Source organism: Gemmatimonas sp. (assembly GCF_044344655.1).
Lineage (GTDB): Bacteria > Gemmatimonadota > Gemmatimonadetes > Gemmatimonadales > Gemmatimonadaceae > Gemmatimonas.
This window is the reverse complement of the sequence record NZ_JBIJCN010000010.1, coordinates 1-14,352: the sequence shown is the minus strand read 5'-3', so window position 1 is coordinate 14,352 and position 14,352 is coordinate 1. Positions and strand designations below refer to the sequence as shown.

Genomic DNA, 14,352 nt, shown 5'->3' with positions numbered 1-14,352 from the left:
GTTGGGTGGATCATGAACGACCACGCGGCAGAACCTGCTCACGCGTTGACACACCGTCGGCAAAGCGCGCCGCTGTCTCCTCATCCTGCGCGCTGTACTCCCGGTCGTACGAGTAGTACTGGTACACACCAGTCATCGTGATGCCATTGAGCACGCAGCCCATGACGCGCACCGGCAGGGTGTTCACCACGGCCATCTTGGCCGCGGCCATCTTGCGGTCGGTCACCCCGGCGCGCAGCACCAGCGCCAGATGGCCGGTCGCCGTGGCCAAGGCATAGGCATCGAAGCCGGCGCCGAGGGGCGGCGAGTCCACAATCACCACATCGTATTCGACCGCCATCTGGCTGATGAGCTGGCTGAGGCGTGGCGTGGCCAGCAGTTCCGGTGCACGGCGGCGGCGGGCGCCAGCCGGCATCACCGTCAGGTTGGGGTGCGCGTCGATCGGGTGCAGGACCTCGGCGATCAAGGCCGTGCCGTCCAGGTACTCCACCAGCCCGGGCTTCGCGCTAATGCCGAAGGTCCTCGCCAGACCCCCGCGGCGAAGGTCGCCGTCAATGAGCAACGTGCGCGCGCCAGACTCCACGAAGCTCAGCGCCAGATTGCTGGCGATGAGGCTCTTGCCGTCATTGGGGCCGGGGCTGGTGATGGTCAGCGCGAGCGGCCGCGACGCGTCAATGGCGTAGCGCACGTTCATCCGAATCGTGCGAAACGCTTCCACCACCTGCGCCGCTTCATCGGCCTTGCCACGCTTGCCCTTGCTGCGCATCACGGGCACCACCCCCAGCACGAAGAGGCCCAGATCGTCGGTGGCTTGTTCGGGGTAACGGAAACGCTTGTCCACCTGATCGAGCACGATGGCAAGTACCACCCCCAGCGCCAGCAGGGCACCAGCTGCGCCCAGTATGATGGCCGGAGCCGTGTTGCGCGTCGGCTTGAGGGGCGCCACCGCAGGGTCGAGCACGCTCACATCGGGGATCGTAGCGGCCTCGGCAAGCTTGGCCTCAGCCGCCTTGAGGTTGAGGTTCTTGTACATCTCAGCGTTCACCTCGACCTGACGCTTGAGGCGCTGCTCTTCGATGGTCCGCGAGGGGATACCGCGCAAATCCTTACCGCTCTGCGCAATGCTGCTGGTCAGCGCCTGCTCACGGAGACGTAACTGCGACAGGTACGCCTCGAGGGCGTTGGGAACGGTGGCGGTGCGCAGCGTGACGAGCGCGGTCTGCTCGTCCCGCACTTTCTGGTATTCGTCGGTATAGCTCTCCCGCAGGCGGCGGAGGATGAACTCACGGTCCGCCTGCTCCTGCAGCACCTTGCGCAGATTGTCAGCGGCCGGATCGCTGTTCACGCTGGGCACGCTGAGCACGGCTTCGCGCGCGATGGCCTGGCCCAGTTTCCCCTGCGCCAGAATACGGTCCAGCGCTTCACGATCGCGCTGGTAATGGTCGGCGAGAATCTTGTCCTTGAAGTAGTTCTCGAAGACCGGGCTGTTGGTCATCTCGATGCCCGGCTGAATGGTCTGCCGTTCGCTCGGCTCGGTAACGGTGCGCACCCGAAAGCTTTCCAGCGCCGACTCGGCGTCTTGAAGATTTTGCGCGGCAAAGGCGCGCTGTCCCTCGAGAATGGCGGCCACACTGGCCACGTTTTTTTTCTTGAGTGCCGTGGCCACCACGACAAACTGCTCAACCCACGCATTCAGTGTGGCGGCAGTGCGCTCGGCGTCATCGCCTTGCAACTTGAGGAACAGAAACGACGAACCGTCAGCAAGTGACAGACTCAACTTTTTGATCAGCCGGATCGAGGCTTCGCGCGGCGTCTGGACATTGAACGCCACCTCGGTGCGCCCCGCCAGCAGCTTCGGGGTCGGTTGCCACATAAAGCCAAGCCGCGCGCCGATCGAGTCGTCCACCAGCCCCTGCTCGATGACCAGCCCGGCCTTCGTCTGGAGGGCATAGCGCGCTCCAGTGATCTTCAGCGTATAGTCGCCGGGCCGAAGTCGCCGCGCATCAACACGGAACGAGCGAAAGAGGGTGCTGTCCCCCTTGCTGGCGGGCTCAACAAACAGAGCCAGACTGTTGACCACGGGATCGGCGATGGCGAACGAACGCAGCAAGTCCCGCCAACCGCTGGCCTTGAGCAGTTCGTCCGCCTGAATCGGTCCACGGTCCGTCCTACCATTGTTGACGCCGGTGCCCTGCTCCAGCAGCACGGTCGCCTGCACCTCATACTCGGGTTCGATGAACCTGGTCGCCGCGTAGCCCGCGGCGGCGCCTACGAAACCGAGCACGACCACTAGCCATTTGAACCGATTGATTGCCGCGAGGTAGCGAGCTAGACTCGGTCCCTTGGGCTCCGGGGCCACGGCATCCTCATCGCCTCGCCAGTTGGCTGGGGGGGCACCATCCTGATACGGCTCAATCGCAGCATCACGCGGGGGAACAGGCTGGATCTGCTGTCCGGACATTGATTCAATGACGACTGGGGGAACTGTTGCAAACGTGTGCCTAATGACGGCTACGTAATCTTTTCCGCAACACAGTGATGCATGAGCGCACTACTCACGAAGCAGCTCTGCAACAAAAGGTGACCTTTTGCCGACTGTTGTAGTCACGACACTGCTATATGTTGGTGCAACGCAACGGAACGTGGGGCATGTCGCTCACATGCATCAATACTGAGTAAATGATTGGCGTTGCCGCCATTGGCGGTCACCGCAGCGCACCTCACCACGCAATGACTGATCCATTTCTCCCCGATGCGGCCGCCAAGGCCGTCCCCGACAAGGGGTCAGGGCTCCGCATTCTGGTCGTCGATGACGATCGGACGCTGCGGGAAGGGTGCGTGTCGGTCCTCCAGATGGATGGCCACACGGTGACCAGCACCAGCCGCGGCGAGGAGGCGCTCGAGATGGTCCGCCGCCGCCGCTTCGATCTCGTGCTGGTAGACCTGTACATGCCCACCATCTCCGGGATGGAGGTGCTCAAGGCCGCCGTGGAGGCCCACAAAGACGTGATCGTCGTGGTCATGACCGGCAATCCCACCGTCCAGTCCAGCATCGAGGTGCTCCGCGCTGGCGCGTGGGACTACCTGCCCAAGCCATTCAGCGCCAGCCACCTGCAGGTGCTGGTGGGCCGCGCGGCCCACGCCACCGCCACACGCGAACGCCCACCCGTCAGCAAGCCATCGGCGCTGTTTACCCAAAGCGGCGCTGGCGTGACGATGGAGCTGCTGGGCATTTCGCCCGCCTTCCGCAAAGCGGTCGAGCTGGCCCAGAAGGTGGCGGCCACCGATGCTAGCGTGATGATCAGCGGAGAGAGCGGCACCGGCAAGGAAATGATCGCACAGTTCATCCACCAGCACAGTCGGCGCGCCCAACGCAAGATGGTGCCGGTGAACTGCGCGGCCCTGCCAGACGCCCTCCTCGAATCGGAAATGTTCGGCTATCGCAAGGGCGCCTTCACCGGCGCCGATCGCGACAAGGCCGGACTGCTCGAGGTGGCCAACCACGGCACGCTGTTCCTGGACGAACTCACCGAAATGACCATGCCGCTGCAGGCCAAGCTCCTGCGCGTGCTGCAGGACGGCGTGGTGCGGCGGCTGGGTAGCGAAACGCAGGATGCCGTGGTGGATGTGCGCTTCGTCAGCGCCACCAACCGCGACCCGCAGGAAGCGGTGCAGCAGGGGATCCTTCGCGAGGACCTGTTTTACCGGTTGCGCGTCGTGCCCATCAAGCTGCCACCGCTGCGCAAACGCCTCGAGGACATTCCGTTGTTGGCCGAGTTCTTCCTCAAGCACTCGTGGGAGCGCCACCGCGCCAGTGGCGCGCCGGTGCCGTCGTTCGAGCCGGAGGCCCTCGCGTTTTTGCAGTCACGCCCCTGGCGCGGCAACGTGCGCGAACTGCAGAACGTGATCGAGCATGTGGCGGTGATCGTCGACGCGGGGCGCAGCATTACCCCCAACGACATCCCAGTCTACGACGACATCCCCAATGGTGCCGACGGCGGCGGCGAGACCAGCCTTCCCGCCAACATCATGAACGAGGCCTTCCACACCGCGAAGGACAATCTCATCGCCCACTTCGAGCAGGAGTACTTGTCGCGCCTCACCACGCGTGCCGGCGGCAACATGAGCAAGGCCGCCCGTCTGGCGGGGATCGACCGCACCACCTTGTACCGCCTTATGGAAAAACATGGCTTCAAGCGCGATGGGCTCTCCGGCACAGCCGAATGATGGGTACGCACTCCTGCCGCCTCCGAGGCCCATGAACGCTTCCCCCGAGACCCAAGCCACGGCCGTCGACGGAAGCGCCGAGGCGATCGCGGCACTCGTCGCCCACGGCGCACGCGCGCTTACGTCGACCGCGAAGGGCGGGGCGCGCCGGACGCCATCGCTGCCGGACGCCCTGCCGCTGCTGGTGGGTGTCACGCACGACCTCCGGTCGCCGCTCGCCTCCATGCTGGTGCTGCTGGAGCGAGTGCGTGGCGGGCACGCCGGCCCGGTCACCCCCCAGCAGGAAAAGTTGCTGGGGCTGATCTACTCGGCCGCCCTAGGCGTGGCGAGCCTCACCGGTGATGCGCTCGACATGGCACGCGGGTCGGCCCCGGACCTGTATTCCGGCCCGCCCCGCGAGTTTTCACTACGCGCCGTCTGGCAATCAGTACGAGCGCTGGTGCACCCCATCGCCGAGGAGAGGCAGCTCGTGCTGCGCTGGAGCGGGCCGGCAAGCGATCGGCGTATCGGGCACGCCGGCGCGGTCCATCGGGTGCTGCTCAACCTGGTGACGAACGCCCTCAAGGTCACGGCTCAGGGGTCGGTCACCGTGAGCGCCCGGGCTGCGGGTGAGGCGGAGGTGCGATTCAGCGTGACGGACACCGGACCGGGGCTACCGGCGGCGGTTCGAATCCAGTTGCACCGCGGCGCCGCCCAGTCCGGTGCCCCCCATGTACACAGTACGGGTCTGGGGATTGCCATGTGCCAGCACACGCTGGGCGTGCTGGGGAGCCGCCTCGAACTGGCCGACCAGCCGGGCCACCCGGGGACCACGATCGAGTTCACCCTGGTACTTCCTCCATCGACCGGTGCACTCCCTTAGTTTTTGGTGCACGATCTGTGGGCGCGGGCTTCCCGCACGTGCACACGCTCACCCGCCGTACCGCCACCCTCCCCAGTGTTCGCCTGGAGCAGTAGCTACCGATGAACCAGCCCACCTCCGCAGCCCCCTCGGCGCCCGACGCGCTCGAGATCCGCGACAGCCGCACCGGCGCCACCTACAGCGCGCCCATCCGTACTGAAGGCCCCGAGGGCGATACCTACATTCGCGCCTCCGACCTCAAGCAGGTCAAGCGTGAAGCGGGCGAGTTCGGGACGCTGAGCTACGATCCGGCGTTCATGAACACCGCGTCGTGCCGCAGCGCCATCACGTTCATCGACGGCGACAAGGGAATCCTGCGCTATCGCGGCTATCCGATCGAGCAGCTGGCCGAGAAGGCCACCTTCCTCGAAGTGGCCTACCTGCTGCGCAACGGCGAATTGCCAAACCAGCAGCAGTACGACACCTGGGTGCACGACATCACGTACCACACGTACGTGCATGAGAACATCCGCAAGTTCCTGGAAGGCTTCCGCTACGACGCCCATCCCATGAACATGCTGTGCAGCGCCACGGCCGCGCTGTCGAGCTTCTATCCGCAAGCACGCGATATCTACGATCCGCAGCAGCGCTACATCAGCATGGTTCGCCTGATGGCCAAGCTGCCGACCATCGCCGCCTTCTCGTACCGGCACGTGAAGGGGCTCCCCTTCATCTATCCCGACAACGACCTGAGCTACACGGAGAACTTCCTCTCCATGGTGGCGCGCATGTCGGAGCCCAAGTACGAAGCCAACCCGGTGTTTGCGAAGGCGCTCGAGGTGCTCTTCATCCTGCACGCGGACCACGAACAGAACTGCAGCACCAGCGCGGTCCGTGCGGTCGGCTCCAGCCATGTGGATCCATTCTCGGCGGTGGCGGCCGGCATTGCCGCGCTCTTCGGCCCCCTGCACGGCGGCGCGAACGAAGCCGTGCTGCGCATGATCAGCGACATCGGCGACGTGAAGAACATCCCGGCGTTCATCGAGGCCGTGAAGAGTGGTAAGGGTGAGCAGCGCCTGATGGGCTTCGGCCACCGCGTGTACAAGAGCTACGACCCGCGCGCCCGGATCGTGAAGAAGCTGGCTGACGATGTGTTCGCCCAGGTGGGGATGGACAAGGATCTCGAGATTGCCCTCGAGCTCGAGCGCATTGCCCTGAGCGACGACTACTTCATCGCGCGCAAGCTCTACCCCAACGTGGACTTCTACACCGGGCTGATCTACCGCAGCATGGCGTTCCCCACGGACTTCTTCACGGTGCTCTTTGCCGTGGCGCGCGTGGCCGGGTGGATGGCGCAGTGGGAAGAAATGATCTTGGACAAGGAGCAGAAGATCGCGCGCCCGCGTCAGATCTACACGGGCCACGGCATGCGTGAGTATCAGGACCAGCTCACGGAGAAGCTCCCGAGGGCTCGCAAGGATAGCATTCGCAAGTAGTACGTCCCTCTACGGCGCGGTGATGCGAATTCTCGCAGTTATTGACACCATTCAGGTTTCCGGTCCAGCGCGCCAGCTCATTGCGATCATTCCGACGTTGCAGAAGCGGGGGGTGTCTGTCCGTGTCGCATGTTTCCATCGACAGGGCAGACCCCCTTCGCCTTTTGTGGATCTACTGCAATCCACGGGGATCGACCACGTGGTGATCAATGAACACCGACGCTTTGATGTAATGGCGGCCTGGCGTCTCGCCCATCACGCAATCGCCTGGGATGTCGATCTTGTGCAGACGCATGGCTACAAGCCTTCGGCCATTGCGTTCCTGATGAAGGCGTTGCGAAGGCGCCCTCCATGGATTGCCTTTTTCCACGGGGCCACGACGGAGAACCTCAAGGTTCGCCTCTTTCATTGGCTCGATCAGTTATTGATGCGCTTCTCCAGTTTAATGGTTGTCATGTCCGCGGCGCACAAGGCCGCCGCGCCCCCCGGAGTGCCCTCCGCGATTCTCTACAATGCCGTGCTGCAGCCTCCTCACGCAGAGGCGTTCGAACGACGAAGGCGCTTCAGCGAGCATGTTCCCGCGCGGTACTGCGTCATCGGCCGCTTGAGCAGCGAAAAGGGCGTGGATGTGTTTCTTGAAGCTTGCCACATTATGCGAAGGCAAGGCATTGCATTCAATGCAGACATTGTCGGAGACGGCCCTGACAGGGCGCTCCTCGAGCGACAGGCGGCGGAAGCGGGTCTCTCCGGACTGGTGCGCTTCATCGGCCATGTGCAAGACCCGGAACCCTACTTTCTCGCCAATGACGTACTCGTCATTCCGTCCCGTAGCGAAGGCCTCCCCAATGTGCTGCTTGAAGGGCTGCGCTCCGGTATGCCAGTAGTCGCGACGCCGGTCGGTGCCATTCCAGAAGTGCTGACGTCCTCCCAAGCCGGCGTCCTCGTGCCTGTCGGTGATGCACCGGCACTGGCCGGCGCCATGCTGGCGTGTGCAACTGAGGCGTACATGGCGGACGGTGTAGCGGACCGCCTGTCAATCACTCGCACATTCTCACTCGATGCGCGTGCTTCGCGGCTGGCCCAGCTCTACGACGAGGTGCTTGCACGGGAACCGAGGCGACCCCGGTGAAAATCGAGATGATAGTGCCCACGCTCGAGGTGGGGGGAATGGAGACAATGACGGTGTCGCTCGCCGGTTCACTCAAGCGAGCAGGGCACGACGTGGGAGTCACCTGCCTGAACTTCCGCGGGCCACTGGCCTCGAGGCTCCTCGACGTCGGCATCCGGGTCTCACTCGTGCGTGCACCGGGATTGCGCTCCTCCTTCTGGGCCCCCGGACTCGTTCGTCATCTCCGCACGCTGCGGCCCGACGTGGTGCATACGCACAGTGGTGTATGGGGCCGCGCCTGCCGAGCGGCCCAAATGGCCGGCGTCGATACGACGGTGCACACCGTTCATGGTAAACTCGACAGCGATCCGTTCTACGATATCGTGCTCAAGCGATGGGAAGCGCGCCACAGCACACACATCGTGGCCGTCTCCGAGGCGCTCGAGCAGGACCTGGTGGACCGTGTTGGCCTGCGCCCCCAGAACATCTCGGTCATCGAGAACGGCATTGACACCGCCACCTTCATCGACGATCCGGCGGACCGACAGCGCATGCGGGAGGAGCTGGAGATCGAGGACCGGATGGTGATTGGCGTGGTCGCGCGACTCGCCGCGGTGAAGAACCTCCACGCCCTCATCACCGCATTTCGCGACGTGATGGCACGCATGCCTGCTGCGTATCTCCTGCTCGCCGGCGACGGGCCGCTCTGGCCCGATCTCTCGACGCATGTGGCCCGCCTTGGCCTCAGCGGCGCCGTCCGATTCCTCGGGACGCGCAATGACACGCCACGCATTCATCGGGCATTGGATCTGTTTGTCCTGCCGTCGCTGGCGGAGGGCACATCCATCAGCCTGCTGGAAGCCATGGCATCGAGAACACCGGTCATCGCAACTCCGGTGGGCAACAATGCCAAGGTCCTCGGGCATGGCAAACTCGGGCGACTCACCAGATCGCCCGCCGCCAGCGATCTCGCCCAGGAGATGCTGGCGGTCATCAATGACTGGGAGCCCAGCGTGGCAAAAGCGTCAGCGGCCCAGGCCGCAGTGAAGCAGCACTACAGTGTAGACACCATGCGCGCACATTATGAACAACTCTACGGCAAATAGCCGGTCGGCCCCGGCTCGGCTCATGAAGCGCTTGTTTGATGCGGTGGCCGTGGTCCTGATTGCCCCCCTGCTGGTGATCTGGCATGTCGCCCGCTTCGGCGGGAATGAGATACGAGAGAGTGCGTTTCGCACACTAAGCCAGCTGCTCTCGTTGACCCCCGGCGTTCCCGGGGATTTTCTGCGCCGCGCGTTCTACCGGCGTACACTCCCGGCGGTGGGTGACGGATTATGCCTGTCATTCGGTTCGGTGCTCGCAACGAGCGAGGTCCGCATCGGACACAACGTGTACATCGGTGCGCACTGCAACATTGGGCACTCGACAATCGGCAACGATGTCCTCGTGGGCAGTGGCGTGATGATCCTGGGAGGCCAAAGACAGCACGCCTTTCGGCGGCGCGACATACCCATACGCCTGCAGGGTGGGACATTCGAACCCGTCACGATCGGCAGGGACTGCTGGATCGGAAACGGCGCCATTGTTGGGGCAGACATCGGTGATGGCAGCGTTGTTGGTGCTGGAGCAGTGGTGCTTGAGCGTGTTGAGGCGCTGTCCATCATGCGAGGGAACCCGGCCGTCCGTGTCGGTGTCCGGGAGCATCGTGCATGACCCACCCGCGGTCGAATCGAAGGGCCGTCGCGTGGGTCACGCACTTCTTGCCGTATCCGGCGAACGGGCACGGCGCCCTGCAGCGCACCCACCATCTCATTCGACGAGTGGCAGAGCAGTTCGACGTGCATCTGTTCACGCTCAGCAATCAGCCACAGGCGCACGCGCAGGCGCTCACGCTTGGCGTACAGTCGGCGGTGGTGCAGCCGGTGCCGACCGGAGCGATGCGACTGTTTCGCGCAGCCGGGAGCCTTGCGGGCCGCTTCAGCATCTGGGATGCCCTCTTTTTCAACCGCTCCCTGCACGCGGCACTGCAGGCGTTCTGCAGCCGTCATCAGCCTATCGTCATCGTCGATACGATTTTTCTGCAACGCTATCTGGATGATCTGCTGGCCGGTCCGATCGTGATCAATCATCACAACATCGAATCGCATCTGCTGCGGCAGCGCGCCGATCGCTCGGCAGGCTGGCGGGCGTCGCTCTTTCGCCTGCAGAGCAGACGGACCTCCGCAGCGGAGCAACGCTGCGGCGATCGACACATATCGCAGGTCACCGTATCGCCAGACGACTCTGAGCGCCTGCGCGCGATCCTGTCGACGCCCAGCATCATTGAGGTGCCCAATGGCGTCGACATCGAGTACTTCTCGGATGGTGGTCGCTCCAACGGATCGCCGCGGCCGCATTCCCTCGTGTTTGCCGGCGGAATGGACTGGTACCCCAACAGGGATGCCATGGACTGGGTGAGCAATTCCCTCTGGGCAAGCCTGAAGGCGGCAGAGCCCAGACGATCGTTCACGGTTATTGGCCGTGCGCCGCCACCGTCCATTCAGGCGCTTGCGAGAAATGACGACCAGGTGAAGGTGACGGGGTTCGTCAACGATGTCCGGCCGTACATCGCGGAGGCGTCCGCCTATCTCTGCCCGATTCGCCAGGGCGGCGGCACGCGCCTCAAGATTCTCGATGCGCTGGCCATGGGCATTCCCCTCGTGGCCACGAGGCACGCCGTCGAGGGGCTGGGGTTGATTGATGGCCGGGACTATCTGGAAGCCAACACCGAGCACGACATGCATCGAGCGTTGACGCGGCTCGACAACGATCCGGCCCTGTCCTATTCGCTCTCGCTCAACGGCAGAACGACGGTGGCGGCCCGATTCGCCTGGGACGTGGTGAGCCGTCCGCTGCTCGAGCTATTGGAGGAACTGTCGATTGCATCGACCACCATGCGATGGAATGACTCGGCATAGGTCCTTTCCGAATACGCCGACGTCACCCGTACTCGCGCCTCGGCCGCCATGCGCTGGGCGCGCTCCGGCCGTTCGAAGATCGCGCGCAGTTTTTCTTCCAGGTGCGCGGAGTCTCCAGCCTTGAAGAGCTGGCCGTCGATCCCATCGCGCACATAATGAGGAATCCCATCCACGTCGGACGCGACCACGGGAGTCCCTGCCGCCATCGCTTCGAGCAGGACTCGGCCCATCGCTTCCGTTCGCGACGGAAGGACCAGTACGGCCGCTTCGCCCATTAACGCCACCACGGATTCATTCGGCTGTGGACCCAGGAACTGCACGCGGGCGTCGTGACGCGCACGCTGCCGCCACGGGCCGAGATCCGGGCAGAAGCCGACAATCTTCAAGGTGAGGTGGGGGAAGTCCTCGGCCATCCGCAGAAAGACATCGATCAACAGATCGACGCCTTTGAGCTGAAATGGGAATCCCACGAACAGCATGGTGCCGCTCCGCACGGGTCGGGCGGGTGTAATCCCGGAGATGGCCACGAACTCATGAAAGACATGCGCTCGGTTCGCCAGCGTGCGCGCATTCTGGAGCGGAATGCCGTCGAGTTGCGCGGGATACAGCAATCGAATGACGGCCGCTCGACCGAGCACCAACCGGAGGAGAATCGGCGCGAGCATTCGTTTGGCCTTCCCCAGGAGCGACCCGTCAAATCGCAGGCCCTTGGTTGGATGGCCCGGCAGTTCCACGATGAGGGGGGTCCTCCACAGGAGCGAAAGGACCGTTCCCGCGATGCCGGTGCGATAGGCGCCGTGCGACACGATCGCGTCGTAGGGCCCTCCACTCGCGCGCGCCGCGTGCGCGAGCCGGAGGATGGAGACGAGCTCGCGCCATTTTTTGAACGGCCGGAGGCGATTCCCGACCGTGACAAAGGAGAGGCGAAAGTCCCCCACCGCACGCGCTGCGCGTGCCAGCGCTTCTTGGGTACTGCCGTTGGTCGGGACCAGCACGGCCACGAAGTCACCGCGGAGGTGGTGCGCCAAGAAACTGAGGGCATTGCGCTCTTGTCTTGATGCTGGCGCTACTGTGTCTGGATAGATGTAAAGAATACGGGGCTTTTTTCTCATTTCTATTCACATGTCATTGTGTCACCATGGCCCATCGGCCGCATCCGACGCGCCGCGGCACGCCCGCGGTTTCTGGACCGGTCTGCCTTGGTTGCGCCGGGACCCCGCTTTCGTCCTAGAGGCGGAGGGGGCAACGGGAGCCCATCTCACTCCCTCCAGATGATCGACAACGGCATAGCCGGCGAAAGCCGGTGACGCAAAGCCACGAAGCTTCGACTCCTCCGACGCCGGACGAGTAAAGCTAGTCGGGCTACCGAAATCGTTTGGGGGAATCATGCTACGTCCCACACGGCAACACGTGTACCCAGTCCTGCTCGCATCGGTGTTCGCTCTTGGTTGCGACGCGTCCACCAGTCCTCCTGCGGCTCCGGCCGACCTCGTCGGCGCAGCCACGCTCATTCCCGCCGGAAGCACCGGCGGCTACGCGATCCTTTCGCTTCCGGTCGGCGGTACCGAGTCACTGGCCGACCAGACGCAGTCCACCAAGACGCTGCGACGCCTGTCGCGGACGACGAGCTACGCATCGGCTGACCGCAATGTGGCGACCGTGACGAGCCGCGGGCTCGTGACGGGAGTGGCCAACGGAGGCACTCTGGTCACCGCGACCGCCGGCACGCTGGTCGACACCGTCATCGTGAAGGTCGGCACCGGCCCATCGGCGCTGAACTTTTCGATAGATACCGTCCGCTTCCGAGAGATCGGCATCCAAAGCACAGTCGCGCCTACTGATGCCAGGTACAAGCCGGTCTTCACATCACTCGATCCGGCCATCGCCTCCGTGACGACAACCGGAACCATCACGTCGGTGGCCAATGGGAACACCACGGTCCGCGTGACCAATCTGGTCGGCGCCACGGGCTCGATTGCGGTGGCGGTTGCTGTTCCGGTGGTCGTCCCACCCCCGCCAGCCTCCCTCACCGTCGCGGCGCTGCTCCATCGTCGCGATGGCGCCAGCGGATCCGCGCTGGTATCGAGCGGTGTTCCATTCGCCCCCGGCGTGATCCGCCCAGGCACGGCCAATCGGCTCCGTGTGCTAGTTGGTGGGATTGAGCAGCGCATCTACACGGAGGAGCTCGCCGGCCGGCACAAAGATGGGAGCGTTCGGGCAGTCCTCATCCAGTTTCCGTATAGCGTGACCGCCGGAACCGATGTGAGCGCACAGATTGTTCTGGCGGATACGCCACGCAGTGTCTCGCTTCCGAAGCCGAGTGACTACCGCGGGAATCCGTCCATCGCCCTCCTGCCCCGCGATGCGACCTACCTGACCTCGCTCGACTTCCTCGGCCCGACCCTCACCGTCGCTGAGGCTGGCCTCCGATTTGGTCCGCTCGGCCAGCGCTTTGACGCCGATTTTGTCCAATTCTCGACGCTGCTCTATTCACAACTCGGAGGGACGTGGACGGAGAACTACTACGACCGCACCCAGGCGTACTACGCGATGTGGATGCGCTCGGGGAATCCGCTCTACTGGGACCGAGCCGTCGAGCTCCTTTTGAACTACCGAAAGGACTATCTGGAAGCGAACAACTACGGCACGTCGCCCCACTGGTCCCAAGTCGATGGCCTTGGACTGCACTATCTCACGACGGGAGACGATTCGTCACGCTACGCGATCAGTCGCATCACGCAGACCCTCTGGTACTTCAGAGTTCGCGTTGGACTCGGGACCAAGACCTCAACCGATCTGGAGAACCGCATCCGCGCTCGCGTACTGATGGCGCACCTGTGGCTCTGGAGGCTTTCGGATGCCCCCGCCACGGTCGGTACGGAACTTGAAGAGGCGTACGGAGCCGTATTGGGCGCGCAGGAAGCCGACGGGTCCTACAAGTTCACCGCGTACTGCAATCAGTCCCTCAACTACATGGATGGAATGCTCAACGAAGCGCTCATCCAGATCTACACCCACTACAAGCCGGACCCCCGGATCCTCACGTCGGTGACGCAGAGTACCAACTGGTTGTGGACCCAGTGGATTCCGGCGAGCCAAGGGTTCAAGTATGTGCCAACCGATTGCCCGGGAACGGGGGACACCATTCCAGTGCCCGAGCTCAACAATCTGATCCTCAATGGCTATGCCTGGGTGTTTGCACTAACGGGCAATCAGAGTGCCGCCAGTCGCTCCGATGCAATTTTCCAGGGTGGCATCGAGAAGTCCTTCCTGTATGGATCAAAGCAGTTCAATCAGCAGTACACGACCGGCTGGCGCTTCTTTGGGTATCGAAGCGGCCTAAAGCAGTAAGGCAGTAACGATTCGTGTTCGACCGACGCAACAGCCCGTGCAGCATCCTGCACGGGCTGTTGCCTCGGAATGACCGCTCTCTCCTTGGATTGCGTGAACAACCCACCTCAATGGCTCGACAGGCCCCCCCGGGTCCTCCTCATCCACTGGGGAGGAAATCAACTGCGCGGATCCGAGCGCTGTCTGATCGCGAGCGCCGAAGCGCTTCACGCGGCCGGGTGTGACCTCAGCCTCCTCCGAAACGACGGGTGCATCGACGCGGCACTCTCAGGATGGGTCGACCAGATTGAGCAGTTCGACGCTCCTGAACTACTGATCGCCGGACGGCACACCACCTTGCCTCTCGCGTCGTATCTCAGGTCAGCGCACCAA

At 63.7% G+C, this 14,352-nt stretch carries 10 protein-coding genes, 1 pseudogene and 1 riboswitch; of the genes and pseudogenes, 9 read left to right on the top strand and 2 right to left on the bottom strand.

Features of this window, described 5'->3' with window-relative positions; all coding sequences use genetic code 11:
• Positions 1-10 precede the first annotated feature (10 nt).
• Complete coding sequence (locus ACIQ51_RS04840) at positions 11-2,284, bottom strand: polysaccharide biosynthesis tyrosine autokinase (RefSeq protein ID WP_396203879.1); 2,274 nt, start codon at positions 2,282-2,284, stop codon at positions 11-13.
• Positions 2,285-2,730: 446 nt separating this feature from the next.
• Between ACIQ51_RS04840 and ACIQ51_RS04835 the strand changes: the two genes are divergently transcribed.
• From ACIQ51_RS04835 to ACIQ51_RS04805, 7 genes are all read left to right on the top strand, one after another.
• The gene (locus ACIQ51_RS04835; RefSeq protein ID WP_396203878.1) at positions 2,731-4,227 is read left to right on the top strand and encodes a sigma-54-dependent transcriptional regulator; all 1,497 of its coding nucleotides are present in this window, start codon (positions 2,731-2,733) and stop codon (positions 4,225-4,227) included.
• Between the two features lie 31 nt (positions 4,228-4,258).
• Complete coding sequence (locus ACIQ51_RS04830) at positions 4,259-5,089, top strand: sensor histidine kinase (protein WP_396203877.1); 831 nt, start codon at positions 4,259-4,261, stop codon at positions 5,087-5,089.
• 101 nt (positions 5,090-5,190) lie between these two features.
• Positions 5,191-6,564, top strand: coding sequence for a citrate synthase (locus ACIQ51_RS04825; RefSeq protein WP_396203876.1), 1,374 nt, complete (start codon positions 5,191-5,193; stop codon positions 6,562-6,564).
• A gap of 22 nt (positions 6,565-6,586) precedes the next feature.
• Positions 6,587-7,693 carry a glycosyltransferase gene (locus ACIQ51_RS04820; protein ID WP_396203922.1) on the top strand — a complete coding sequence of 369 codons (1,107 nt, stop codon included), beginning with the start codon at positions 6,587-6,589 and terminating at the stop codon, positions 7,691-7,693.
• Positions 7,694-7,701: 8 nt separating this feature from the next.
• A complete protein-coding gene (locus ACIQ51_RS04815; RefSeq protein ID WP_396203875.1) occupies positions 7,702-8,778 on the top strand; it encodes a glycosyltransferase in 1,077 nt (358 codons plus the stop codon).
• A gap of 43 nt (positions 8,779-8,821) precedes the next feature.
• Positions 8,822-9,385: an acyltransferase gene (locus ACIQ51_RS04810; protein WP_396203874.1), complete on the top strand. Its 564-nt coding sequence runs from the start codon at positions 8,822-8,824 to the stop codon at positions 9,383-9,385.
• Positions 9,382-10,629, top strand: coding sequence for a glycosyltransferase family 4 protein (locus ACIQ51_RS04805; protein WP_396203873.1), 1,248 nt, complete (start codon positions 9,382-9,384; stop codon positions 10,627-10,629). The genes ACIQ51_RS04810 and ACIQ51_RS04805 overlap by 4 nt, the downstream gene beginning before the upstream one ends.
• Before the next feature lie 20 nt (positions 10,630-10,649).
• Here the strand turns inward: ACIQ51_RS04805 and ACIQ51_RS04800 are convergent.
• Positions 10,650-11,108, bottom strand: a pseudogene (locus ACIQ51_RS04800) (glycosyltransferase family 4 protein); the annotation flags it as partial.
• 794 nt (positions 11,109-11,902) lie between these two features.
• A riboswitch (cyclic di-GMP riboswitch) is annotated at positions 11,903-11,999 on the top strand.
• A 16-nt stretch (positions 12,000-12,015) separates the two neighbouring features.
• On the opposite strand from ACIQ51_RS04800, the gene ACIQ51_RS04795 reads away from it, so the two are divergent.
• Both ACIQ51_RS04795 and ACIQ51_RS04790 read left to right on the top strand, forming a co-directional pair.
• The gene (locus ACIQ51_RS04795; protein WP_396203872.1) at positions 12,016-13,980 is read left to right on the top strand and encodes an Ig-like domain-containing protein; all 1,965 of its coding nucleotides are present in this window, start codon (positions 12,016-12,018) and stop codon (positions 13,978-13,980) included.
• 69 nt (positions 13,981-14,049) lie between these two features.
• A partial coding sequence (locus tag ACIQ51_RS04790) for a hypothetical protein (protein ID WP_396203871.1) occupies positions 14,050-14,352 on the top strand: 303 nt, incomplete at its 3' end.

Excerpts from the sequence above, each read along its gene's own strand:
- ACIQ51_RS04835 (WP_396203878.1), top strand. The coding sequence starts at position 2,731 with ATGACTGATCCATTTCTCCCCGATGCGGCCGCCAAGGCCGTCCCCGAC.
- ACIQ51_RS04830 (WP_396203877.1), top strand. The coding sequence starts at position 4,259 with ATGAACGCTTCCCCCGAGACCCAAGCCACGGCCGTCGACGGAAGCGCC.
- ACIQ51_RS04825 (WP_396203876.1), top strand. The coding sequence starts at position 5,191 with ATGAACCAGCCCACCTCCGCAGCCCCCTCGGCGCCCGACGCGCTCGAG.
- ACIQ51_RS04820 (WP_396203922.1), top strand. The coding sequence starts at position 6,587 with ATGCGAATTCTCGCAGTTATTGACACCATTCAGGTTTCCGGTCCAGCG.
- ACIQ51_RS04815 (WP_396203875.1), top strand. The coding sequence starts at position 7,702 with ATGATAGTGCCCACGCTCGAGGTGGGGGGAATGGAGACAATGACGGTG.
- ACIQ51_RS04805 (WP_396203873.1), top strand. The coding sequence starts at position 9,382 with ATGACCCACCCGCGGTCGAATCGAAGGGCCGTCGCGTGGGTCACGCAC.
- ACIQ51_RS04795 (WP_396203872.1), top strand. The coding sequence starts at position 12,016 with ATGCTACGTCCCACACGGCAACACGTGTACCCAGTCCTGCTCGCATCG.